Genomic DNA, 24,685 nt, shown 5'->3' with positions numbered 1-24,685 from the left:
AGCTAAACGGTGCTAATGGGCTTTGCCGGCACACCCGCGACCACAGTGTTGGCGGGTACGTTGGTGGTTACTACCGCGCCGGCGGCGACCACGGCGTTTTCTCCGATTGTCACACCGGGCAATATGGTGGCAGCAGCCCCTAACCACGCATTGTTTTTAATGACAATGGCACTGAGTTTAAGGTCTCGTCTTTGCGAGGGAGTAAGCGGATGATCTTCGGTAATTAAGCTGACTTTAGGGCCAATTTGTACATTATCTTCAATGGTAATGCCGCCCATATCTAAAAAGCTACAATCGTGGTTAATAAACACATTGTGACCAAGAGTAATGTGCTGGCCAAAGTTGCTATGAAAGGGCACCAATACTATAGTGCTGGCCGCAATGTGACTGTTAATTATCTCACTTAAGCGGCCACGGCTTTGATTGATACTGGTTGAGTTATTGAGATCAACAGAGAGCTTTCTGGTTCTGGCGATGTGTGCCCACACCTTTTTCATCTCCGGATCGTCGTTTTTAATTAGGCCACCGGCTAGCATGCGTTTGAAAATGTCTGTGCTTGGCTGTTCCATCAAGGGGTACTCACTGATAAAGGTATATGCTCTGTTATACCAAACTTATCCATGATCTGCTTATGGAGATTAGGCTTGGTAGCTAGTTCACCGTTAGGGTTGAGTGAGTGTTAGATGCAGACATTAGGCGAACAATAAAGAAGAAAAAGGGCTAGTTAAACTAGCCCTTACTAATATGTAAAGCATCTTGAGAGTGAATGTCGGTTAGATGGGGTAGCGGGCAATTACCGCGAGATCATGCCCACCAGGAATATCTTGCTTGCGTACTGCCATTACTTTGGCGCCGGTACGTAACGCACGGCAAGTGATTTCATCAACAATGCCATAGTTCATAGCATCACTTTCGTTATCAAACAGCACTTCACCGGTTTCGTCATCAACAAAACCATTAATCACGCCGTCAATATCCACTAATAACTGTTCAATACCGCCAAAGGTAGCCAGCCTAGCCGCACTTGAAATATCGGTAGTGGTACGGCTTTGACCAGTACGCGAGTCAAATAGTTGATGAAAGTCAGCAATTATTTGCGCGTAGTGTGCATCGAGTAGCGGCCGAGCTGCCGTGGCTAACTGGGTTTCGCTTAAGTGTTCAGGGTTGCCGGCAATAATGTCGGGCAACACCGCGGTTGAGCTTAATGAGCGAAACAGTGCTGCTAAGGGTTGGGTTGCTGCTAATAACAACGGCTGATGGCTGTGCATCAATACTGGGCGTAGCGCGGCATTCACTTTGCGCGCATAGTTGGCTAAATAGGCTTTATGGTTCTGCCCGCTAGGGCGATGGCCACTGCCTTTAAAGTCTTTATCAACCAGCTTATTGGTGGCGTCTGCCGCATCGCTAGGTAAGTTAGGTACCTCAACCACACGAGGAGGCACATCGGGAGATAACTCAATTAGCCGTACTGCATTTTCTGATAGCGCTAAAATATGGGCGCTATGACTAAAGGTAATGGCTCGTAGTAGCGGCTTTAAATGAAAGCGATCTGACACTTCAACAATATCGGTTAGCTTGTTTGCTAAACGGTAGGTGCGCAATGATTCAGGTGTCGCTAAAATTGCTAAACTGTTGGCTTGATGCTCCCAAAATTCATCATCGGCTAGCAAGTCAGCAAACTGGTCTTGCAAAGCTTGAATATGCTGGCGTTTATCGTAACCGGTTTTTTCAAGGTGGCTAATGGCCTGCTTGAATAGCGTGTTAAGGTGAGTTCGGCTCTGCTTGCTCTCGCGACCAAGCGGCGTTGTGGGTAGGTAGATTGAGATGCAGGCATCTGAGCGCATCAGGTTGAGAGTACCGATTTCGTCGGCATTAGGCATGTCCACGTAATACATTTAAAGCCCCTTGTCAGTCCAAGTTCTCGACTATCCAACATAGCACAAGGGGCAGGGGAGTAAATACCCTCAGCATTTAGATTTTAATGCTGTTACCAAATAAGCAGTCAACACTGCGCATCGTTAATGAGAGGGTGTCCCCTCTATTGCCGCCAAGCGTGCGGTTTCTTTGCGTACCGCAGTGGGCGCGCCTATCGCCAGTAAAGTCGCCCCTAATGAACAGGCTGCCATCAGTAATACAATGGGCAACAATGATGCTGAGCTAAGGGTGGTTGAAAAGGCACTAATGCCGCCGGCCACGGTAAATTGGGTGGCGCCTAACAAGGCCGCTGCCGTGCCACCTAAGTGTGGGAAAAACTCCAACGCATTAGCCATATTATTAGGCACAATCGAGCCCATAAAGCCGACCGCAATCACAATGCTTGGGGCAATAATCCAATAAGGTGCCCCTCCCCATGCCAGTGCAACCAACACTAATAACGCAATAAACTGCAGCACCACAGAAACCCGTAAAATAGTAACGGCCTCAAAGTGTCTTAATAAGTAGCGATTAAAAATATTTAAGCTGGCCATGGCCACAATATTGGCGGCAAACAGCAGAGAAAATAAGCTATTCGATAAGCCAAACCATTCTTGATAGATAAAAGACGCATTGGTGACAAACACCAACATGGCGCTAAAGCACAGGGCTTGCAGGCCAATAAAGCGCATGGTCACTTTATGGCGTAAAACTAAGGCGTAATTAGTGATAAGAGTAGGCAGTGGCGTGCGCACCCGCTGATTAGCAGGTAACTGTTTAAATAAGGTTAATCGCAAGACAATGGCCAGAAACACCGCATAACCGGCTAGCATAAGATAAATGCTTGACCAATCACCAATGGCGAGCATTAAGGCACCTAAACTGGGAGCCGCTGCAGGGGCAATAAACATCACCAAGCCAATGAGGCCAAATAAGCGCGCCGCTTCTATGCCGTGGCACTGGTCTCGTACTATGGCCGGCACAGACACCGCACAAAAAGCGCCACCAATGCCTTGCAGTAAACGCCAGATTAGCATGTCATTAAGGTTGCTGGTTTGGGCGACCATAAGCGCGGCTAGGGTGAATATAAGCAAGCCACTCATCAGCACCACTTGGCGGCCATAGCGGTCAGAAAGGGGGCCCCCGACTAATTGTGCCAAGCCCAAAGCCCCCACATAAATACTCAGTGTTAATCCCACATCATGGTGGCTGATCCCTAGATCTAGGGCGATATCAGGAAACGCCGGCAGGTAGGCATCCAGCGCCAAAGGCCCCAGCGCGACTGTCATGCCGAGCAAAATAGCGAGTTTTAATTGTGACACAGCTCGTCTCCCTAGCAGCCTTTATGTAGGCGAAAAACCTGTATGTAGGCTAAAAAACAGTTAACCAGCATAACAGGAACGCAAGCTTGCTTCATCAAGCACCACTTTCCGCTACAATAACAGTTCGTTTTTTTAGCTTAGCCAGCATTCGTTGTTACTTTGACGGTCTGTGGCTTTGCTCAGTATTTTGCTAGATGTTTAACAGAGTATTTCAATATGATCGGATTTGACTACGGTACCTCAAATTGTGCGGTGGGGGTGATGCAAGACAAGAGCCCGCAGCTACTGTCGCTGGGCGAGCATGGTCGCTATATTGCCTCTACCTTATATGCGCCGAGTCGAGATGTGATTGTGAACTGGTTGCACAAGCAACTGCCTAGCGCTGAGCAAGCTGCTTTTCAGCGCCTACGCGCACAGCAACTGCAAAAAGGGCAGGGGGCATTGCGAGAATTAGTGCTAGATGGCTGCCCCACCGAATTATCATTTGGCCAACAAGCGTTAGACGATTACCTGCAAGAGCCGGATGAAGGCTATTACATTAAGTCCCCCAAGTCGTTTTTGGGCGCCACCGGTTTGTTGCCACAACAAATAGCGCTATTTGAAGACATAGTGGCGGCCATGATGAGCAATGTAAAAACACTGACCGAAGCGCAATTGGGGCGCAGTGTAAGCCAAACCGTAATTGGGCGGCCCATTAACTTTCAAGGGCTGCGTGGTGATGAAAGCAATCGTCAAGCGATAGAGATTTTAACGAAAGCGGCTAAGCGGGTGGGCTTTAAAGAAGTGGAGTTTCAGTTTGAACCTGTGGCGGCGGGTTTTGAATATGAAGCCAGCTTAACCCAAGAGACGCGAGTGCTAGTGGTGGATATTGGCGGCGGCACCACCGACTGCTCTATGTTGTTAATGGGACCTAAACAAGCCAGCTCACTCGATAGAAGCGCTGATTTATTGAGCCACAGTGGTGAACGAGTCGGTGGCAATGATTTTGATATTGCCTTTGCGCTAAAAGGCATGATGCCAAGCTTTGGCCTATACAGTTTATTAAAATCAGGTAAGCCCATTCCTGCCAATAGTTTCTGGCAGGCAATGTCGATTAATAATATTCAAAACCAAACTGATTTCTACAGTGGCGCCAATACGCGCTTATTAGAGCAACTGATCCGCGAGGGGGAACAGCCTGAATTATTAACGCGCTTATTGACGGTGCAAAAAAGAAGGTTGAGTTATCGGGTGGTTAACGCCGCTGAGCAAAGCAAAATCGCCTTAACCGACACTACTGAGCAGCGGGTCGACTTATCGGATATTGAGCAAGAGTTAAGTATCAACCTCGACCGAGACGGTTTTGCTAAAGCCTGTTATCGTGAGCTGTCTGCCATTACCGCACTGATGACAGATGCGGTTGTGCAAGCGGGATGCGAGCCAGATGTGGTATTTGTGACCGGGGGGACGGCTAAATCACCGGTATTAAATGCCTTTTTACGCCAGCAATTTAGTGACACGCCCATTGTGATTGGCGATCACTTTGGCAGTGTCACCGCCGGGTTAACCCGCTGGGCGAGTCAAATTTATGGCTAATACACACTCGAATAGCTGAGGGGTTGTGCGTTAGGCAGCTATTTTATTTTTACGCCGCTCTTAACCTTTTGGTTGTTATTAATTTTTATACGTTTCGTGGTATGGTTTAGAGCTATTAGATAACCCCTTATCGAACAATATGGATAGAAAAATAAATGACCATTGTTGTAACGTTGCACTTTATTTTGGTGATGACATTTACTGCACGTATTTTACTGCGAGATGATTTATCACCGCCTGGGCGCTTGGCGTGGTTTATCGTGTTAAACGTGCTGCCTTACTTTGGTGTTGCCACTTACTTTTTGTTTGGTGAAATTGACATTGGCAATCGTGCGATTAAACGCCACGACGAAATTTTTGATGAAATTAAAGCTAAAGCATCCGCTTTTATGGGGGAGAAGCACAATACTGATACATTAATTGATCCGCTTTATCGTCCTGGGTTTCATTATGCCGGCTCCATTAACGGTTTTCATACTTTAGGGGGAAATCGCGCTGAGTTGATGGCCGATGGTGATGAAACCCGAGAACGACTGGTAGCCGATATCGACGGGGCTTGCGATCATGTTCATGTGCTTTATTACATTTGGTTGAATGACGAAATGGGGAACGGTGTTGCACAAGCCTTGATCCGTGCCGCACGTAGAGGAGTAACCTGCCGTGCGATGGCGGATGGGCTAGGGTCTCGTGCTTTAATTAAGTCTCCACTGTGGCAAGAAATGAAAGATGCTGGGGTAGAGCTTGCGGTAGCACTATCATTTCGCAACCTCATTAAGACTATTTTACTGAGCCGTTTCGATTTACGAAACCACCGTAAAATTACCGTGATTGACGCCAGTATTACTTATTGTGGTAGCCGAAACTCGGCTGATCCTGAGTTTTTACCCAAAGCTAAATATGGTCCTTGGGTCGATATAATGTTGCGTTTTGAAGGGCCAGTGGTTGCGCAAAACCAACTATTGTTTGCCAGTGATTGGATGCAAGCAACCGATGAGTCATTGGATCAGTTTAAACTGCACATTGAACCTAATAACAGTCTCGCAACCGAGTCGCAGGCCTTATCTGTGCCAACGGGGTTTCCTGCACAGGTAATGGGAGTGGGGCCCACCGAGCGTCGCGGTGCCACACCACAGTTGTTTGCTAACTTAATTGCCAGTGCGCAAAGAGAGCTGATTATATCAACGCCTTATTTTGTGCCCGACGCCACTTTGCTAGAGTCGTTATGTGCGGCGGCACACAGAGGCGTGGCAGTCACGCTTATTTACCCCAAAGTGAATGATAGCTGGGTTGTATCGGCGGCCAGTCGCAGTTATTACCATCAGTTACTGGATGCAGGTTGTGTGATTTATGAGTTTAAAGGCGGTCTTTTGCACGCCAAAACCTTAACCATTGATGGGCGCATTAGTTTGATTGGCTCGTCAAATTTAGACTTACGTAGCTTCGATTTAAATTATGAAAATAATATTTTGTTACAAGATATTGCCATTACTCAGGCTATTTATGAGCGCCAGCAAGTTTATATATCTCAATCTGAAGTCGTTGAGCTTGCTACCGTATTGGCTTGGCCTTATCACAGACGAATTTGGAACAACGTAATTGCCACCATAGGACCAGTGTTATAGGGCTGGGCTTATGGTTGAGTATATTGCTATTTTCTGATGTTATCAGTTAACCACCCATGGATATTGAAGGAGTGATGATGAGTGATCTGATTATTCCACGTCATTATAAAATAAAGCGTTCGACTCACTTTTTTACCAAAGATAATATTCCTAAGGCCTTGTTAACACATCACAACACCGCCGAGGGCGTATATGGCCAAATTTGTGTGATGCAAGGGGCAGTCACTTTTTACGGCTTTGCTAACGAGGCAGCGACTGCGCCAGAAAAAACAGTGATCATTGAGGCGGGGCAGTTTGCTGTGAGCCCGCCGCAATATTGGCACCGTGTAGAGCTAAGTGATGATGCGCAGTTTAATATCAACTTTTGGGCCGAAGCCGATGCCGGCAATAAAGCCATGTTTAAAGCCTCACGCATTCATAACCAGCCGATAGAAGAAATATTCGATAACCCCACGGATAAATAAGCCCTGTATTGATTTGAGAGCTCGTACCGATAAAATCTTTTATCGGTCTTACCTTAGCTTAATTTTTCCGTGGGTTTCGTGTATTCCGTGGCAGAAATAGTCTTTTTAGTGGTCTTTAGGTTTTGTTTGCAAAGCTTGGGTAGCACTTGCTACCCCATATTTAACGCCAGTGCTATTGGGTAGCCTCGCTCTTTGGCGAGTTTGACCGCAGTGGCTTCTACTTGTTTGGCGCTTTGCTGGCTGGTGATGGCCAATTGTGGAGACAACCGAGGGGGGAGCTCTGGGCAGTTCCACTTCAACCAGCCTAAGCTTGCCAGTTGCGCGACTATGCGATTGGCAGCGGTGAGTGCTGAGCTGGCTTTTACGATTTCTACCCGAGCATAGTGTGAACCTTCAAAAGTGACATCGGCGGCGCGCAGTGACGGATCTGAGCCGGGTATTTGTTGGGCGCCAAAAAGTGGTTTACCTGCCACTGTCGCATCGGCAAAGGCGGGCAGTAAGCGTGCCATGTGGGTGATGGCTTCTTGAGTGCGCGCGTAAATATCAGCGTCTTGCCAGCCGTGGTTAAGCTGGGTTTGATAAGCGAGCGGCAATTGTGGCTGAGCGCTGTGAATGCTACTGGCGGCTAAGCCATTTTTAAACAAGGTAATCGACTCCGTCATGCCATGTAACTGAAACACGCCATTGGGATAGGGTGTTAATTGTGCCATGCCTTTAGGTGTGCCTCGTGGCCCGTGAAAAATTACTTCTGGCCAATTACCGCTGGTGTGCCAGTGGGTGACATAAGCGGCTTTATACTCTACCAGTCGCTTACGTGCATAGCCGGCCATATCATCCACCACACCGGTGCGAAAGCCGCAGGCATTAATTAAAAAATCCACTTTATAGCTGCGCGCCGCCTCTGTGCCTTCTGCGCTTGTAGCCGCACTAATTAACCAGCCATCGGGTTGTTTTAATAGTTCAGTGGCGCGGGTATTTAACAGCAATTGACAATAAGGGGAGTCTTGCAATGCCAGGGTGGCGGTGGCCGCCATACGAAATAAGCTCCAGCCATATTCTTGTACCAAAATTAGCGGGAACTTCAGTTTATCGGCCTCTACATGATGAGCTAAGGGGATCAGCCAGTCATCATGCGATTGCGCTTTAGCCGGCATGGGCCGCTTGGCCAACGCCTCAAACTGCTCGCGCGTGTAGCAGCGGTAATAATCATCAGGCTCACCCAGCACTTTATTGGCGGGATCTTCCGCCACTAAACGCCGATATTCTTGGGTGACCTGCTTTAAGCGTGGCAAAAGCGCATTGGCATCTCCTGCATCAGAAACCGGAATGGCGATAACAGTCGGTCGGCGGTTGATGCTGTGCGGATAAGCGCGCACCGAGTCAATAGACTGGCGTAATAATGTCAAACATTGCTGGTCGCTTATCTCACGATACAGGTTGCCACCGGCATGCAAATGGCAAATAGGGGGGCCATTAAGCAAACCGTCGCTTGCCTCAAACAATTGAGTGTTAATACCTAAATCGGCTAAACGTAGTGCGACTGTGGCACCCGCCACGCCACCCCCCAAAACGCCCACGGTAAGTGGGCGCTGAGCTGAAACATGGCAAAAATGTGTATTCATGTATTCTCTAAACGTAAAGTGCGAAGCGTAAAGGGTTAAGGGATAAAGCTAATCTAATACAAGATCTTAAAGACTTATTCGCCACGGAGTCCACGAAACCCATGGAAAAATAAAGACAAGGCTTGAAAAGTTGACTGGCTTGTTTCGACCTTGTCTCTGCTCATTTTCCGCGAGTTCCGTGTTCTTCCGTTGCAAAGATCACTCAACATTGCGCTTACGATATTTGGTGTTTGCTAAGCTCGGTGAGCAAGTCATCGATGAGTGCCAAGCGAGCGGAAGCATCTTGAGTAGGAATGGCAAAGCGCAGCTTGGTTGGCCCCTCCATTTTGTAGATGCGTGGCTGGCTTTGTAATAGTCCCACTAAAAACGTCGGATCTATTTTAGCATCAGGGCTAAAGGTGATACTGCCCCCGCTCGCGCTTGCATCTATTTTATCTATGCCGAGTTGATTGGCTTTTAACTTAAGCTCAGACAATGCGATCAAGTTTTTGCTGGGCTCTGGCAGCAAACCAAAACGGTCAATTAGCTCAACCTGCAGCTCACGCAGTGCTCCTTTATCTTCTGCGGTAGCAATGCGCTTGTACATAGATAACCGCATATTCACATCCGGAATATAATCGTCGGGCAGCAGAGCGGGCAGGCGCAGCTCTATCTCAGTTTGAGTGCGCAGCAGCTGATCTAGTGCTGGCTCTTTACCCGATTGCAATGCGGTGACCGCCTGCTCTAGCATTTCCATATAAAGGCTAAAGCCGATGGCGGTGATCTGGCCACTTTGTTCATCGCCTAATAGCTCACCGGCACCGCGAATTTCAAGATCGTGGGTGGCCAGTGCAAAGCCTGCGCCTAAATCTTCTAGGGCGGCAATGGCTTCTAGCCGTTTTTTCGCATCCGTGGTCATACGGTTAGGATGAGGCGTCATTAAATACGCATAGGCCTGATGATGAGAGCGCCCCACACGACCCCGTAACTGATGTAACTGCGCCAAGCCTAATCGGTCGGCTCTGTCCATAATAATGGTGTTAGCGGTAGGTACATCAATGCCGGTTTCGATAATGGTCGAGCACAGCAGCACATTATAACGCTGGTGATAAAAGTCGGTCATTACTCGCTCAAGCTCACGCTCGCGCATTTGGCCATGAGCAATACCAATGCGCGCTTCGGGCACTAGCGTGGTTAACATTTCAGCGGTGTTTTCTATGGTTTGCACTTCATTATGCAAGTAATAGACTTGTCCACCACGTTTTAGCTCACGCAAGATGGCTTCGCGAATGCTGGCGGGATCTGATTCGCGCACAAAGGTTTTTACTGCTAAACGCTTGGCCGGCGGCGTGGCAATAATGGATAAATCACGCATGCCGCCCATGGCCATATTTAGGGTACGCGGAATAGGGGTGGCGGTCAGTGTCAAAATATCTACATCGGCGCGCAGCGCTTTTATTTTGTCTTTTTGACGTACCCCAAAACGGTGCTCTTCATCAACAATTAACAGGCCTAAGTCTTTAAAACGTACATCTTGGCTAAGCAGTTTATGGGTGCCAATCACAATATCGATACTGCCATCGCTAATATGTTCTAATACTTTGTCTTGCTCTTTACCGGTTTTAAAACGGCTGAGCATATCAATGCGCACCGGTAAGTTGGCAAAGCGGTCTCTAAAATTATCGTAATGCTGCTGTGCCAGCAAAGTAGTGGGTACTAACACCGCTACTTGTTTACTGTCGTGTACCGCCACAAAAGCGGCGCGCATGGCCACTTCGGTTTTACCAAAGCCCACATCACCACACACTAATCGGTCCATGGCTTTGGGTTGGGTCATGTCGGTGAGCACGGCATTAATGGCGTTGAGCTGATCATCGGTTTCTTCAAACGGAAAAGCGTCAGAAAACTGCCGGTATGCGGCTTTGTCATGCACCATGGCTTGACCCGGTTGGGCGGCGCGGCGTGCATACACATCCAATAATTCAGCGGCCACATCTCGTACTTTTTCCGCAGCCTTTTGTTTGGCTTTGCTCCAGGTCTCGTTACCCAGTTTATTTAACTTAGGATCATCTGCACCACTGTAGCGCCCCACTAAATGCAAAGCGGTCACGGGCACATAAAGCTTGTCGCCCGCAGCGTATTCTAGGGTTAAGTATTCTGATTTTAAGCCACCGGCATCTAACGTTTGTAACCCCGTATAACGACCCACACCGTGATCAAGGTGCACCACCGGCTGGCCAATAGACAGCTCGGCTAAATTACGGATCAGCGTGTCTGGGTTTAAACTTTTCGATTTTTCACGACGGCGGCGTTGAATAACCCGCCCGCCTAATAAGTCGCCTTCGCAGATCAAGGCAAAGGCATCATCAAGAATAAAGCCCTGAGACAGCGGGCCTACCAGCAAGCCGATATTGTCACTGCCTGCTAAAAACTCGCTTACGCTGTTATAAGGCCAAGGTTTAATGAGCGATCCTGCAAGCAGCTCTATTAAGGCTTCGCGCCGGCCCGCACTTTCAACCGAAAATAACACCCGCCCTTTAAACTGTTCACAAAATGCCAGTAAGCGAGCCAGAGGAGCGGCTTTTTGGTGCTCGACCTCAAGCTCTGGTAAGGGGCTAATGAGCGCATTTTGCCGATCGCCTTTTTCCAATACTGGCGTGTGGCTTAATTGCAGCTGCGGCCAGCCTTTTAGTTGTTGCAATACGGCATTAGGCTGCAAGTAGAGCTCATCAGGTGGCAACAAAGGGCGCAGCATGTCGTGGCGTCTGTCTTCGTAACGCGCTTGTACGTCTTTCCAGAAAGTGTCGGCGGCCTCGGTTAGATCACCAACTGTTAACACCCATACCGACTCGGGTAGTGAGTCGAACAGGGTTTGAGTCTGGTCAAAAAACAGCGGAAAGTAATGCTCGATACCAGCCGGAAACTGGCTTTGACTGACCCTGTGATATAAAGACTCGGGCTCGTTGCGCAGTGTAAAGCGCTCGCGATAATGGCCACGAAAACGCTCAATAGCCTGACTGTCGGTGGGAAACTCCCGTGCGGGTAATAAGCGCACCTGGTCCACCGTATCTCGTGAGCGTTGGGTGTCGGGATCAAAGGGACGCAGGGTATCAATTTCATCATCAAAAAAATCAATACGATAAGGTGCATCGGCGCCCATCGGATATAAATCTAGCAGGGCACCGCGAGCGGCGTATTCGCCATGGGTTAATACTTGATCAACGGCCCGATAACCGGCGCTTTCTAGGCGGGTGCGCAGGGCGTGCATGTCAAGCTTGTCGCCGGTTTTAAGCAGTAGGCTATTTTTATCTAGCCAGTCTCTGGGCGGTGTGCGCAGCATTAAGGTGGTAATGGGGACAATTAATAAGCCCCGTTGCAAGGCCGGTATGCCGTATAAGGTTTCTAGACGCTGCGAGATAATATCTTGGTGCGGTGAAAACTGATCGTAGGGCAAGGTTTCCCAGTCAGGAAATAGCTGCACCGGTAAGTGCTCATTAACGCTGGCATCTTGTTGTAACAAATGCCGAACCTCTTGCTCTAAGCGCAGTGCTGTTGGGGTGTCGGGTACTAGCAGTAACACTAACTGTTGCTGTTGTTTAACCTGTTCGGCAATGGCCAGACTTAAGCTGCTGCCAATTAGCTGCCCAAGACTGGCTTTTGGGCGAGGCGTGGGGCTGTTAATTTGAATCATTATTTATAGCATCGTCTTGTTGGGCGCGGCGTTCGGCGCGGGCTTTAAGTTGTTTGGCTTGCAGTTGCAGGCTGGCGCGAATGAGGGCGTCGCGGTCTTGCTCGCGCAGGGCGCTAAATTGGCAATGATAGAGTGCGCCCTCCTGTTCTTGCTGTATTTGGCCATAACCATACACCGCCACCGACAGTTCGGGCAAAAACAGTTTAAAACGCACCTCATCCCCTTCAGCAAAGGGGGTGCTAGACAGAAAACGAAAGCCACCTCCGCCCAAGCTTTGGGTATAATAACGTTGGTCTGGGCTATCTTCTCCGGCCAATACATAACTGAGCACTAAATCGATTTTTTGTGATTGTAAATTGATGATCTCGACTAAATCTGCCGCATGCTCATCTAAGTTACGCAATAGGCGAGCATTATTAGTATCGATGCGGGTCACTTCACTGATAAGCTTGAATGGCGCCGGAATTTGGGCCTCCAAGGTGTCGGCATCGGGCACGGTTTCGCCATCTGCCAATAAACACAGGTTAACCTGTGCGCGGTAGTCGATGCTGAAATACGGTTCTGCCATTATTTGCTGCTCTTGTTGCGCCATTCACATACCTTTATTATTCCGTAACTTGCGGACGAGGTAAAACCCTTTAAAAAACGGACGATTAGATCATGTTTCAACCCCTAACACTGATGTTGGGCTTACGTTATGCCGGGGCTCGGGGCCAGCGTAGCTTTGCATCTTTTGTTTCTGGCTTTTCAACCATGGGTATTCTACTGGGCGTGGCGGCATTGATTGTCGTCTCGTCAGTAATGAATGGTTTTGAACAACAGCTAAAAGATCGCATGTTAAGCGTTGTGCCCCACGCCATGGTAACAGAGCCGCAAGGCCGATTGGCAGATCCTGAGCAATATCAAAGCCTATTTGCCCATCAAGCAGGGGTGCTGGCCAGTGCGCCTTTTATTCGTGCCGAGGCCATGGTGCAAGGGCCGGGTCATATTACGGGTGTTGAACTTTATGGCGTTGAGCCAAATAAAAAACAAGACCCAATATTACAGGCCCTAGATAAACGTACCTTAGGTTACTTTGAAGATTTACCTTATGGGTTATTGATGGGCTGGCAAGTGGCGCGTTCATTAGGGGTAGAGCCGGGCGATAAAGTGCGGGTAACGGTTACCGAGGGCAGCCGCTTTACGCCTTTGGGGCGGGTGCCTAGCCAGCGGGTGTTTACCTTAGTGGGCACCTTTAGTACCGGTACCGATGTGGATCGCCAACTGATTATGGCACGATTAGAGGATGCCGCTCGCTTATTGCGGTATGCCCCCGAACAGGCCTCGGGCTTGCGGCTATGGATGGACGATCCTTTTGCATTAAGTGCGCTACCTACACTGCCCGCACCGCTGAAATATGAAACCTGGCAGCATACGCGAGGCGAGCTATTTCAGGCGGTAGCCATGGAAAAGCGACTGATGAGCTTTATGCTGGCGCTGATTGTATTAGTGGCGGCCTTTAATATTTTGTCGGCCATGGTGATGGTGGTGACCGATAAAGAAGCTGAAATTGCCATGCTAAAAACCTTAGGCTTGAGCCGAGGACGAATTATGACGGTGTTTATGATCCAAGGCGGCTTTAGTGGCGTGCTGGGTTGTATTTTAGGCTTTGGCTTGGGGGTAATACTCAGCCTTAACCTAGATGCGGTGCTTAATGTGTTGGGCATTAATATGTATGCCGCGGCTGGGGGCAGTCAGTTACCGGTTTTATTGTTGCCGACGCAATTAGCCGTCGTATTATTTTCTACTTTATTACTGTGTGTGTTGGCCAGCCTATATCCGGCATGGCGAGCATCGCGCGTTCATCCTGCCGAGGCGTTGCGCTATGAATAATCCATTATTAGTGGTTGAAAACCTAACTAAAACTCACCTCGATGGGGCCGCGCCTGTCACTATTTTAGACGGTGTTAGCTTGCAACTGGCGGTCGGGGAAAGCTTGGCCGTAGTGGGCAGCTCGGGCTCGGGTAAGAGTACCTTGTTGCACTTGCTTGGCAGTCTGGATGCACCTACACAGGGGCGGGTGCTCATTGAGGGCGAAGATTTACACCAAATGCGGGATCGGGCTCAGGCACGTTTTCGTAATCAGCATATGGGCTTTGTGTATCAGTTTCATCATTTGTTAGGGGAGTTTAGTGCCCTTGAAAATGCCGCCATGCCGTTATTAATTGCCGGTTGTGCGGTAGATGAAGCCAAAGCCCAAGCCGAGGCACTGCTACAGCGTGTAGGCTTAGGGCACCGCCTTGATCATAGACCCTCAGCCTTGTCTGGCGGTGAGCGCCAGCGCGTGGCCATTGCCCGAGCATTAGTGAATAAGCCGCGTTTAGTGTTAGCCGATGAGCCAACGGGCAATCTAGATGCACACAGTGCTGGGGAAATATTTTCCTTACTTGCTGAGCTGCAAAGTGAGCTGGGAACAGGCCTGGTGGTGGTTACCCATGACTTAGACTTGGCAGCTCGGTTAAATAAGCAATGTCAGTTGGTAGAAGGACGGCTAGTGGAAGGGGAGCTGGTTGATGGTCGCTGGGTCAATGGGCCTGTTAACAAGGCGCCAGTGTGCGCCAGCTTATTAGTGCAGGAGCAAGCTTAATGTTTCGTCCGTTAAGTGTGTTTTGGGGCTGGCGCTTTAGTCGCGCTAAACGCCGTAACCGTTTTATTTCGTTTATTTCGGTGGCCTCTATAGCAGGCATTGCCATTGGTGTTGGGGCGTTAATTTTGGGCTTGTCGGCCATGAATGGCTTTGAGCGCGAGTTAGAAAACCGTATTTTGTCGGTGTTGCCTCATGGGCAGTTGACCACGGCCAAAGGTCCTGCAACCCAGTGGCCGTCGCTGGCCAGTCAGTTGGCGTCTGAGCCTGGCATAGTGGCGGTGTCTCCTGTGGTGCCATTAGAAGGTTTGTTAAGCCGAGGGGCCAAGTTAAAAGCGGTGCAGCTGCAAGGCATTATTCCGAGTGACGAGGCGAAAGTGTCTCACTTAGCGCCTTATTTAGCCGGTGCTAGCTTAGCGCAACTTCGCCCAGGGGAGCGCGGGCTTATTTTAGGTAAAGCCATTACCGAGCAATTAGGCTTGTCGGTAGGAGATAGCGTGTCGCTACTTTTACCGGCACCGGGCAGCAATGGCTTTGGCTCACCTAAGCGCCATCGCTTTACCTTGGTGGGTATTATTAGCTTGGGTGGGCAGCTAGATAGCGTGTTGGGATACACCCATTTACAAGATGCCCAAGAGTTGAGTGCGATTGGTGATGCGGTCTTGGGATTTCATTTACGAGTTGATGAGGTTCTAGCGGCAGAACAATTAACCATGCAAGCGGCCACAGGCATGCCGATTGGGTTTTATGTAAGCAGTTGGATGGAAAGCCAAGGCAATATTTATCACGATATTCAGTTGGTGCGCACCCTTATGATAGTGGTGCTGTTATTAGTGATGGCGGTGGCCAGTTTTAATATCGTATCGACCTTGGTGATGGCGGTGAATGAAAAGAAGGCAGATATTGCCATTCTTAAAACCATGGGAGCAGGGCCTTGGCAAATTCGCGGCGCTTTTGTGGTACAGGGCATGCTAAATGGGATTACCGGCGTTGTGTTAGGGGGCCTGGTGGGCACTTTGTTAGCCACTCAGCTGTCGGAGTTGGTCGCTGCCATTGAGCGGGTTACTGGGCATCGCTTTTTAAATCCTGATATTTATTTTATTGATTTTATTCCCACCGAGTTTCACTGGGCAGATTTATGGCTAGTAACCGGCTCCGCCTTGGTACTGATATTATTAGCCACTGTATATCCTGCATGGCGCGCCGGTCAGTTACTGCCAAGACAACTGCTTGGGGAAGGCTAACTTATAGCTGTACGCCTTACGACGAGCGCTGTACGTAAAAACTACACCAGTGTTTTTTAACATATAGCGTACAGCGTTAAACGTATGGCTTTCTTTTGGCTCGGCGCTGTTATTTAACGCCGCCTCGCTTTCCAGGCCTTCTGTATTTTCCAGCGCCAGTAAAGGTGGGTCAGTAGCCAGCCGCACAGGGCGCAGGCAAGGCCGAGTAACAGTGCGCCTGTGAGTAGCGGCCAAATGATGCTGGTAAGATCATGCTCTAAAGCGTGGCTAAATTCCAACACAGGTAACCCCAGTAATCGCACACCTAAGTGATAGGCGACATAAAACATGGGCGCTATGGTCAGGGGGTTATTTACCCACACCATGGCGATGGCTAAGGGAAGATAGCCGCGCAATAAAATGGCTAAACCAATGGCAACTAGCGAATGCAAAGGTAAGGGAAGCCAAGCGGCAAATAGCCCACACGCAATGGCAGTGGCAACCGAGTGGCGGTTATAGCGCCAATAATCGGGATCTAACCAACGTTTACCAAACAATCGCAATAGCTTATGTTGATGCAAGCTCGCTTGGTTGGGAATTTTTGAACGTAACCAACGTTGTACCATTATGAGTGACGCCGCCGTTGTTTCCAACGGCGTGCGACTGTCCAGCGCCATAAACCGTGGATCACCATAAAGCCAGTCGCAGAGCACACCACAGCCATCACTAAACAGCCTAATAAAAAAGGTGGTGCGGCTGTGCTCATGGCACTACTAATGCCTGATAGGCTCATTTCAAAGTGCTTGTAATGGTGCGGTCTGTCTAATAAAAAAGAGCCCAAACGATAGGCGAAATAAAACATGGGCGGAATGGTAAATGGATTGGTCAGCCAAACTAATGCCGCCGACAGCGGTAAGTTAACCCTAAATGTCATGGCTAATAAGGCGGCTAATAACATTTGAAAAGGCAGTGGCATCCAGGCGCAAAATAGCCCCACAGCAAAAGCCCCTGCGGCTGAGTGACGGTTTAAGTACCATAAATTATTGTCATGTAACCGACTGCCTAACACCTTTAAATAACGGCTATTTTTAATGGTGCCGGGATCAGGCATTAGGCGTTTTAACATTTTCTTTGGCATTTATACTAAATCCGCAATACTTAGCAAATGGACAAGCGGCTTTTTTCTGTTTGCTGCGGCATCGCAAGTATTATTATCTGGCCCTGGTTACCCAGCTGGGACTGGTGGATACCGTTAGCCTGTTTAATGGGCATAAGCTGGCAAAAAAGGCCGGCTACAGCTTGCTTATTACTCGGTATTATTTGGTCATTATGTTATAGCCACTGGCAGTTACAATGGCTACACACTCCTATGCTATTTCAGCGCGGCCAGCTTATTGCCGGCACCGTCGATAGCGTAAAAGTGCAAGAACATAATAAGAGTAGCTTGATTGTCAGCCTGAAGCGCCTAAATGGTCAAGCTCTTTCCCCTACACCGCGTGTTTTGTTGTCTTGGTATAGTGAACAAGCGCCCCCGAAAACCGGTGAATTCTTCCAATCGATTACTCAGCTGCGCCTACCTCATAGCTTGCATAACCCGGGGTCCTTTAATAGTGCGCGTTGGTTATTAGGGCAAGGTATTAGTGCGCGTGGCAGCCTAACTGGTACCTTGTCACATCAAGTTAGGGCTGAATCTTTGCGCACTCAAATGGTGGCGCATATTAAAGAAGAAACCGCGAGCTTATCTGCTCAGCCATGGCTACTGGCGTTAAGTGTGGGGGAGCGCACTGGGCTTAGCACTCAAGATTGGGCTATGTTACGCGGCTTAGGCATTAGTCATTTATTTGCGATTTCTGGCTTGCATATCGGTTTGGTCGCCGGGCTGGGGTTATTAGTGGGGCGGCTCACTGGCAACCCTTGGGTTGCGGCAATGCTGGCGGCCAGTTTAGCCCTTGCGTATGCTTGGCTGGCGGGCTTTTCGGTACCCACGCAGCGTGCCTTATTAATGTTGTTGCTGTGGTTAGGTGTGTATTGTTGGGGGCGCTTTTGGAGTGGCCGGCGCATTTTGTTACTCACCATGACCTTACTGCTAGTGATGCGGCCTTGGTTGGCGCTTGACCAGGGTTTTTGGTTATCGGTATTAGCGGTAGCAGCTTTGTTGGTGACCACGCACTGGTTGGGCGGGCGGAAAATTTGGCGCCTACAGTTTGGCATGACGTTATTGTTGCTTCCCTTAGTGATGTTAATTTTTGGTGGCGTTAGCGGGGTGTCATTACCGATTAATTTAGTGCTTATTCCACTATTTTCGTTGTTATTCATTCCGTTATTATTAGTTGCCGCCTTATTTATGTTGCCAGCTCCTGCATTCGCGAGTGCTATATTTAATATATTAGACGCCTTATTTATGCCCATGATAAAGGCGCTGCACTGGCTAAACGACACGCTTTCGCCTTGGGTCTGGTTATCGACTTATGCGCAAGGAGTGGGCTTTTTTATTTTATTATTGCCATTGCTCCTGTTACCCAAAGCGCGTTGGTTAATGGTACTGCCTGTGTGTGTAGTCTTATTGCAATGGGGGGCACAACCCCATTGGCAGGTGCGAGTTTTAGATGTGGGGCAGGGCTTGTCTGTGTTGGTGACGCAGGGGCAGCGAGGGCTGCTATTTGATACCGGTAATCGTTTTAATTCGGGCTTTAATATGGCCGATGGCGTAATTTTACCACTGTTAAGACGCTTGGGTATTCAGCAGCTTGATCACTTGGTAATAAGCCATAATGATCAAGACCACAGCGGTAATCGTGATTACTTAGCTCGAACTTTGCCTATTGAACAACGCTGGGGAGCTTGGCCTGATGGTCAACAGTGTCGGGCTGGGCAACAAGCACGCTGGGGGGCGCTTAGCTTAAAGGTTTTATGGCCGAAAACGATCACTGGCCACAGTAATAATGATTCTTGCGTGATACATATCAGTGATGGCGTACTGTCGCTCTTGTTAACCGGGGACATTGAGGCCAAAGCGGAGCAAGCTTTATTAGCCAGCCGTACTTTTACACAAGCTCCAGCGTCTTTATCGGCACAATTATTAGTGAGCCCCCACCATGGCAGTAAAAGCTCATCTTCTAAAGCCTTTATTGAAGCCGTTAGCCCGAAGTGGGTGGTGCATACGGCAGGCTTTAATAATCGTTGGGGCTTTCCTGCTCCTGAGGTGGTCACCCGTTTTCGCGAACAAGGCGCGCAACAGCTAATTACCGGTGAGTTAGGCATGGTGCATTGGGTGGCAAAGGGAGAAGAGTGGCATTTAGTGCAAACAAAACGCGCTGGCGCTTGGTATAACAGCCTCAATACTTGGTTGAATGGCGCTAAGCCGTTAGAATAGCCTCTCGTTTTTCAAGGTAGAGACCTTATGTCCCAAGATGCACACACTTCATCCTGGCCGATACTTAAGCGGTTATTGCGTTATGTGAAGGAGCGTAAGCTCGGTTTAGTGGCGGCAATTATTGGTATGGCCGGCTATGCCGCTGTTGATACCACCTTTGTTTATTCTATTAAACCGCTTATTGATGATGGCTTAACCGGACAAGATCCGGCGGTATTAACCTGGATGCCGGTATTTGTGATGGGCATTGTCTTTTTACGTGGGGTTTGTACCTTTTTATCCGGCTTTTGCATGGCTTGGGTCGGTAATCACGTAGTGATGGCGTTACAGCAAGAAGTATTTAGCAAATTAATGACCATGCCGGTGGCCTTTTTTGACCGTCATAACAGTGGCAACTTATTATCTAAAGTGACCTACGATGCGTCTCAGGTGTCATCTGCTGCTAGCTCTACCTTAGTGACCTTAGTACGCGAAGGGGCAACAGTTATTGGTTTGTTGGGCTTAATGTTTTATCACTCTTGGCAGCTTTCATTAATTTTCTTTGTGGTGGGGCCTGTGGTTGGGGTGATGATTGCGGTGATCAGTCGTCGTTTTCGTCGTTTAAGCCGTGGCATGCAAGATGCCATGGGCAATATTACTAGCAGTACCGAGCAAATGCTAAAAGGCCATAAAGAAGTACTCATGTTTAATGGCCAAAAAGTGGAGGCGGGGCGCTTTCATAATGTGAGTAATGCGGTGCGCCAGCAAAATATGAAAATGGTGGCCGCCGATGCTATTGGTACACCTTTGGTGCAAGTGATTGCCTCCAGTGCTTTGGCGATTTTGCTTTATGTGTCTACCTTTGACGATATTCAAGACCAGTTAACCCCCGGTACTTTTACCGTGATCGTCACCTCAATGATGATGTTAATGCGCCCCCTTAAAAGCCTCACCCAAGTGAACGCCTCTTATCAGCGGGGTATTTCTGCTTGCCAAAGTTTATTTTCTTTACTCGACAGTGAAGGCGAGCGTGATACCGGCACCCAGAAGTTAGTGCGGGCTAAGGGTGAGTTAGAGTTTGATGGTGTGAGCTTTACTTATCCCACCAAAGAAACGGTGGCGCTAAAAGACGTCAGCTTTTCACTGGCCCCGGGTAAAACTATTGCGCTAGTGGGGCGTTCGGGCTCAGGTAAAAGTACTATTGCCAGCCTGCTCACGCGTTTTTACGATATTAATGAAGGTGAAATTCGCCTTGATGGGGTGGATATTCGTGAATATAAATTAAGTGATCTGCGCCGCCAATTTGCTTTAGTGTCGCAACAGGTTCACTTATTTAATGACACCATTGCCAATAATATTGCCTATGCAGCGGCAGGCGAATATAGCCGAGAGCAAGTAATAGCTGCAGCTAAAGTTGCCTATGCCGATGAGTTTATTAATAAACTAGATCAAGGCTACGACACCATTATTGGTGAAAATGGCGCCAGCTTATCAGGCGGGCAACGCCAGAGAATTGCCATTGCTCGTGCTTTGCTGCGTGATGCGCCTTTGCTTATTTTAGATGAAGCCACCTCGGCACTTGATACTGAGTCGGAGCGCCATATTCAAGCCGCGTTAGATGCGCTACGAGAAAACCGCACCGTGCTCGTCATTGCACATCGATTATCGACCATTGAAAGTGCCGATGAAATATTGGTGATTGATGAGGGCCAAGTGGTGGAGCGCGGCTCGCATCAAGAGTTATTGGCCCGTCAAGGTGTATATGCACAGCTGAGACATATTCAATATGGCGAACAGTAATGCAAGCTTGGTATAAAGGCGCCATTTGGCTGTGGTTGCTGGCCCCTTTTAGTGCACTGTTTGCGCTGATAAGCGGTGGGCGGCGAGCCTTATTTGCTTGGGGGCTTAAAGCGCAACATAAAACACCGGTGCCTGTTATTGTGGTCGGCAATCTGACGGTGGGTGGCAATGGCAAAACCCCTGTGGTGGTGTGGTTGGTAGAGTGGCTACGCGAGCAAGGCTATCATCCTGGGGTGATCAGTCGTGGCTATGGTGGGAAAAGTGCTCATTATCCGCTGTTATTAACCCCAGAGACGCAAGCCGAGCAAGCTGGTGATGAGCCGGTATTAATTTATCGACGCACCGGCTGCCCGGTGGTGGTGGGCCCCAAGCGCGCAGAAGCTGCTGCACTATTAGCCAGTGTGGGGGCGGATATTATTGTCAGTGATGATGGCTTGCAGCATTATGCGCTGGCGCGAGATATTGAACTGGTGGTGGTGGACGGTAAACGCCGCTTTGGTAATGGTCATTTATTGCCCATGGGGCCATTGCGTGAAGGATTATGGCGATTAAACACAGTGGATGCAGTCATTAATAACGGAGGGCCGGCGCAGGCGGGGGAGTTTTTAATGACCTTAACGCCGGGTGCATTAACCTCTATCGACGCCCCTCCCACCGAACCTGCGCCCTGTGCGCCCCAAACCGTACATGCGTTGGCCGGCATTGGTCATCCGCCACGTTTTTTTGCCACCTTAGAGCAACTTGGCTTTGTGTTAGAGCAACAAGTGGCCTTGGCCGATCATAAGGCGGTGGCCAGCGAGCAGCTTAATCATTTACAATCACGACCTTTATTGATCACCGAAAAAGATGCGGTTAAATGGCCTGGTGGTCATGCTAATACGTGGTATTTGCCCGTTGATGCGCAATTACCCTCGGCATTTGAACAAATGCTGCTAACCCGACTGAAGGAGCGAGAGAATGGCGATTGACGCTAAATTGGTGGACATTATTGCCTGCCCAGTATGCAAAGGAAGACTACAGTTAGATCGTACTCATAACGAACTTGTGTGCCGATTTGACCGCTTAGCCTACCCTATTACCGAAAATATTCCGGTTTTGCTAGAAAGCAGTGCACGCAAGCTTAGTTCAGACGAGTTGCCAGCATGAGTTTTGTTGTTGTTATTCCAGCCCGGTTTAGCTCAACGCGACTACCTGGCAAGCCCTTGGCTGATATTCACGGTAAGCCCATGATATTATGGGTGGCTGAGCAGGCACAAAAAAGTGGGGCGCATCGGGTAGTAGTGGCGACCGATGACGCGCGAATTGCAGAGGCTTTGCAGCACAGCGGCGTTGAAGTGGTGATGACCCGTAGCGATCATGAGTCGGGCACCGAGCGTTTAGCAGAAGTGGTTGAGCTGCTTGAATTGGCAGCAGATGAAATTGTGGTTAATGTGCAAGGTGATGAGCCTTTATTGCCCTCGGCATTAGTGGATCAAGTCGCCAATTTATTGGCGAGCAGTGATGCGCCCATGGCAACCTTAGCAACGCCATTAGAGCAGCTTGAACAGCTAGATGATCCTAATGTGGTTAAAGTGGTGAGCAATGCTCAAGGCTATGCGCTGTATTTTAGCCGTGTCGGTGTGCCGTTTGACCGAGAGGGCATGGCAGCTGCCACCCCTGATTTAACACACTGCCGACGCCATATTGGCCTTTATGCCTATCGAGCCGGCTTTATTCGCCATTATTTGGCTCTACCGGTCAGCCCACTTGAACAATTAGAAAAATTAGAGCAGTTGCGGGTGTTATGGCATGGCGAGTCTATTGCCTTAGCTGACGCCTGTGAAGTACCGCCACCGGGAGTAGACACGCCGGCTGATTTGGCCGCGGTACGCCAGCAATTAGCGTAATACACAGTTTTAAATTTAACATGAACGGGGTATCTTGCCCCGCAATTATGGCGGCTAACGTCTCAAGAAACCTTCGAGGAAGTTTATGATTACCCTGGGTGAATACATCATTAAAAACCAAGCTGAATACCCCAGCGCCAGTGGCGAGTTATCTTCGCTGTTATCTTCTATCCGCCGTGCGGCCAAAGTGGTTAACCGAGAAATTAACCGTGCCGGTTTAGTCACTGATATTATTGGCGGTAGTGCAGGCAGCGAAAATATACAGGGTGAAGCACAGCAAAAGCTTGATGTGTTTGCCAATGACGTCTTTAAAGCCGCCTTAGAAGCCCGTGGAGAGGTCTGTGGTATTGCCTCTGAAGAAGAAGATTACTTTGTGGGCTTTGCTGATGAGCGCCAGTCGAATGCAAAATACATTGTATTAATGGACCCTTTAGATGGTTCTTCTAATATTGATGTGAATGTATCAGTAGGCACGATTTTCTCGATTTATCGCCGTGTTAGTCAGCCAGGCGAACCAGTCAGCATGGAAGACTTTTTACAGCCAGGTGTAAACCAAGTGGCGGCCGGTTATGTGGTGTATGGCTCATCCACCATGTTGGTGTATACCACGGGTAATGGGGTACACGGCTTTACCTATGACTCTACCTTGGGATCATTTTGCTTGTCTCATGAGAATATCCGCATTCCAGAAATGGGCAATATTTACTCTATTAACGAAGGTAACTATATTCGTTTCCCTGAAGGGGTGAAGCAGTACCTGAAGTTTTGCCAAGAAAAAGATGATGCAAGTAACCGCCCGTATACCTCACGTTATATCGGCTCTTTAGTGTCAGATTTTCATCGTAATATGCTTAAAGGCGGCATTTATATTTATCCGTCGGGTACCAATTCTCCCAACGGTAAGCTGCGTCTATTGTATGAGTGCAACCCACTTGCCTTTATGGCCGAGCAAGCCGGTGGTAAGGCAACTGATGGTTTCCGTCGTATTATGGAAATTAAGCCCACCGAGCTACACCAGCGTACGCCTTATTTTATTGGCTCTAGCAAAATGGTGGATAAGGCCTGTGCCTTAATGACAGAGTTTTCGGCCGAATAAATCAGCGCCAAGCACTCAGCTAACAATAAAACACCGAGCCCATAATAGGCTCGGTGTTTTTGTTTGGGAGTCTTGGATCAATTGAAATCGACCCAAGACTTTAGACTTCCGATGAGTTTGAAATTTTTGTAGATATTCTGTTGGGCGTCAAGGCTTTGCACTATATTGTTATGCGCCCTTATTTCGTTTTTGCGAGCGTAGCGCGGCAATCCATCTAACAAGCAGCCGTACGCTTTACGCTGAGCGCCTGACGAAAAAACAAAACCGCAGTTTTCTTTAACGTAACGCGGTCAGCGTTAGACGTAGCGCTTTCTTTTGAAATGGATTGCCGCGTCGTTGCACTCCTCGCAATGACCAAAGGGAGTCGCTCTGGCTTTTCGTAGGGGCGAATTTATTCGCACAAAACGATGGCACGGCTTAACATTCAATATAAAATCTTTGGTCGATTGAAATCGATCCTACATACTACATAAAAAAGGCCGACATTTTCATGTCGGCCTTATCACGATATTACAG

Annotated in this window: 20 protein-coding genes; 12 read left to right on the top strand and 8 right to left on the bottom strand. The window is 48.8% G+C overall.

Features of this window, described 5'->3' with window-relative positions:
• Positions 1-2 precede the first annotated feature (2 nt).
• From J3U76_RS05840 to J3U76_RS05830, 3 genes are all read right to left on the bottom strand, one after another.
• Positions 3-569, bottom strand: coding sequence for a DapH/DapD/GlmU-related protein (locus J3U76_RS05840; protein WP_243454096.1), 567 nt, complete (start codon positions 567-569; stop codon positions 3-5).
• A 204-nt stretch (positions 570-773) separates the two neighbouring features.
• Entirely contained in the window at positions 774-1,895 is a 1,122-nt protein-coding gene (locus J3U76_RS05835) for a baeRF11 domain-containing protein (protein ID WP_208004977.1), read from the bottom strand.
• A 123-nt stretch (positions 1,896-2,018) separates the two neighbouring features.
• On the bottom strand, positions 2,019-3,236 hold the full coding sequence (locus tag J3U76_RS05830) for a Bcr/CflA family efflux MFS transporter (RefSeq protein WP_208004976.1): 1,218 nt from the start codon (positions 3,234-3,236) through the stop codon (positions 2,019-2,021).
• A gap of 216 nt (positions 3,237-3,452) precedes the next feature.
• Between J3U76_RS05830 and yegD the strand changes: the two genes are divergently transcribed.
• The 3 genes from yegD (at position 3,453) to J3U76_RS05815 (ending at position 6,897) form a co-directional block, all read left to right on the top strand.
• Positions 3,453-4,811, top strand: a complete 1,359-nt coding sequence (gene yegD / locus J3U76_RS05825) for a molecular chaperone (protein WP_208004975.1) — start codon at positions 3,453-3,455, stop codon at positions 4,809-4,811.
• A gap of 155 nt (positions 4,812-4,966) precedes the next feature.
• The gene (cls, locus tag J3U76_RS05820; RefSeq protein WP_208004974.1) at positions 4,967-6,433 is read left to right on the top strand and encodes a cardiolipin synthase; all 1,467 of its coding nucleotides are present in this window, start codon (positions 4,967-4,969) and stop codon (positions 6,431-6,433) included.
• A gap of 77 nt (positions 6,434-6,510) precedes the next feature.
• Positions 6,511-6,897 carry a TehB family protein gene (locus J3U76_RS05815; protein WP_208004973.1) on the top strand — a complete coding sequence of 129 codons (387 nt, stop codon included), beginning with the start codon at positions 6,511-6,513 and terminating at the stop codon, positions 6,895-6,897.
• A 149-nt stretch (positions 6,898-7,046) separates the two neighbouring features.
• Here the strand turns inward: J3U76_RS05815 and J3U76_RS05810 are convergent, their stop codons facing one another.
• The 3 genes from J3U76_RS05810 to J3U76_RS05800 form a co-directional block, all read right to left on the bottom strand.
• Complete coding sequence (locus J3U76_RS05810) at positions 7,047-8,519, bottom strand: FAD-dependent oxidoreductase (RefSeq protein ID WP_208004972.1); 1,473 nt, start codon at positions 8,517-8,519, stop codon at positions 7,047-7,049.
• A 214-nt stretch (positions 8,520-8,733) separates the two neighbouring features.
• The gene (gene mfd / locus J3U76_RS05805; RefSeq protein ID WP_208004971.1) at positions 8,734-12,189 is read right to left on the bottom strand and encodes a transcription-repair coupling factor; all 3,456 of its coding nucleotides are present in this window, start codon (positions 12,187-12,189) and stop codon (positions 8,734-8,736) included.
• Entirely contained in the window at positions 12,176-12,781 is a 606-nt protein-coding gene (locus tag J3U76_RS05800) for a PilZ domain-containing protein (RefSeq protein ID WP_243454095.1), read from the bottom strand. Before J3U76_RS05800 ends, mfd begins: the two co-directional genes overlap by 14 nt.
• 68 nt (positions 12,782-12,849) lie before the next feature.
• Between J3U76_RS05800 and J3U76_RS05795 the strand changes: the two genes are divergently transcribed.
• Genes J3U76_RS05795 through lolE form a run of 3 tightly spaced genes read left to right on the top strand, consistent with a single transcriptional unit; the run spans position 12,850 to position 16,056 of the window.
• A complete protein-coding gene (locus tag J3U76_RS05795; protein ID WP_208004970.1) occupies positions 12,850-14,061 on the top strand; it encodes a lipoprotein-releasing ABC transporter permease subunit in 1,212 nt (403 codons plus the stop codon).
• The gene (gene lolD / locus J3U76_RS05790) at positions 14,054-14,815 is read left to right on the top strand and encodes a lipoprotein-releasing ABC transporter ATP-binding protein LolD (RefSeq protein WP_208004969.1); all 762 of its coding nucleotides are present in this window, start codon (positions 14,054-14,056) and stop codon (positions 14,813-14,815) included. Before J3U76_RS05795 ends, lolD begins: the two co-directional genes overlap by 8 nt.
• Positions 14,815-16,056, top strand: a complete 1,242-nt coding sequence (gene lolE / locus J3U76_RS05785) for a lipoprotein-releasing ABC transporter permease subunit LolE (RefSeq protein WP_208005029.1) — start codon at positions 14,815-14,817, stop codon at positions 16,054-16,056. The genes lolD and lolE overlap by 1 nt, the downstream gene beginning before the upstream one ends.
• 113 nt (positions 16,057-16,169) lie before the next feature.
• Here the strand turns inward: lolE and J3U76_RS05780 are convergent, their stop codons facing one another.
• On the bottom strand, positions 16,170-16,712 hold the full coding sequence (locus tag J3U76_RS05780) for a DUF2062 domain-containing protein (RefSeq protein ID WP_243454094.1): 543 nt from the start codon (positions 16,710-16,712) through the stop codon (positions 16,170-16,172).
• Positions 16,661-17,173 carry a DUF2062 domain-containing protein gene (locus tag J3U76_RS05775; protein WP_208004968.1) on the bottom strand — a complete coding sequence of 171 codons (513 nt, stop codon included), beginning with the start codon at positions 17,171-17,173 and terminating at the stop codon, positions 16,661-16,663. The genes J3U76_RS05780 and J3U76_RS05775 overlap by 52 nt, the downstream gene beginning before the upstream one ends.
• A 27-nt stretch (positions 17,174-17,200) precedes the next feature.
• On the opposite strand from J3U76_RS05775, the gene J3U76_RS05770 reads away from it, so the two are divergent.
• From J3U76_RS05770 to fbp, 6 genes are all read left to right on the top strand, one after another.
• A complete protein-coding gene (locus J3U76_RS05770) occupies positions 17,201-19,408 on the top strand; it encodes a DNA internalization-related competence protein ComEC/Rec2 (protein WP_208004967.1) in 2,208 nt (735 codons plus the stop codon).
• Positions 19,409-19,435: 27 nt separating this feature from the next.
• Positions 19,436-21,187, top strand: a complete 1,752-nt coding sequence (gene msbA, locus J3U76_RS05765) for a lipid A ABC transporter ATP-binding protein/permease MsbA (protein ID WP_208004966.1) — start codon at positions 19,436-19,438, stop codon at positions 21,185-21,187.
• Positions 21,187-22,155, top strand: coding sequence for a tetraacyldisaccharide 4'-kinase (gene lpxK, locus J3U76_RS05760; protein WP_208004965.1), 969 nt, complete (start codon positions 21,187-21,189; stop codon positions 22,153-22,155). The genes msbA and lpxK overlap by 1 nt, the downstream gene beginning before the upstream one ends.
• Positions 22,145-22,333, top strand: coding sequence for a Trm112 family protein (locus tag J3U76_RS05755; protein WP_208004964.1), 189 nt, complete (start codon positions 22,145-22,147; stop codon positions 22,331-22,333). The genes lpxK and J3U76_RS05755 overlap by 11 nt, the downstream gene beginning before the upstream one ends.
• A complete protein-coding gene (kdsB, locus tag J3U76_RS05750; RefSeq protein ID WP_208004963.1) occupies positions 22,330-23,073 on the top strand; it encodes a 3-deoxy-manno-octulosonate cytidylyltransferase in 744 nt (247 codons plus the stop codon). Before J3U76_RS05755 ends, kdsB begins: the two co-directional genes overlap by 4 nt.
• Positions 23,074-23,158: 85 nt before the next feature.
• Complete coding sequence (gene fbp / locus J3U76_RS05745; protein WP_208004962.1) at positions 23,159-24,169, top strand: class 1 fructose-bisphosphatase; 1,011 nt, start codon at positions 23,159-23,161, stop codon at positions 24,167-24,169.
• The last annotated feature ends 516 nt before the right edge of the window (positions 24,170-24,685 follow it).

This window comes from Oceanisphaera pacifica, from assembly GCF_017498065.1.
Classification (GTDB): Bacteria; Pseudomonadota; Gammaproteobacteria; order Enterobacterales; family Aeromonadaceae; genus Oceanimonas; species Oceanimonas pacifica.
This window is presented reverse-complemented; position numbering and strand designations above follow the sequence as displayed.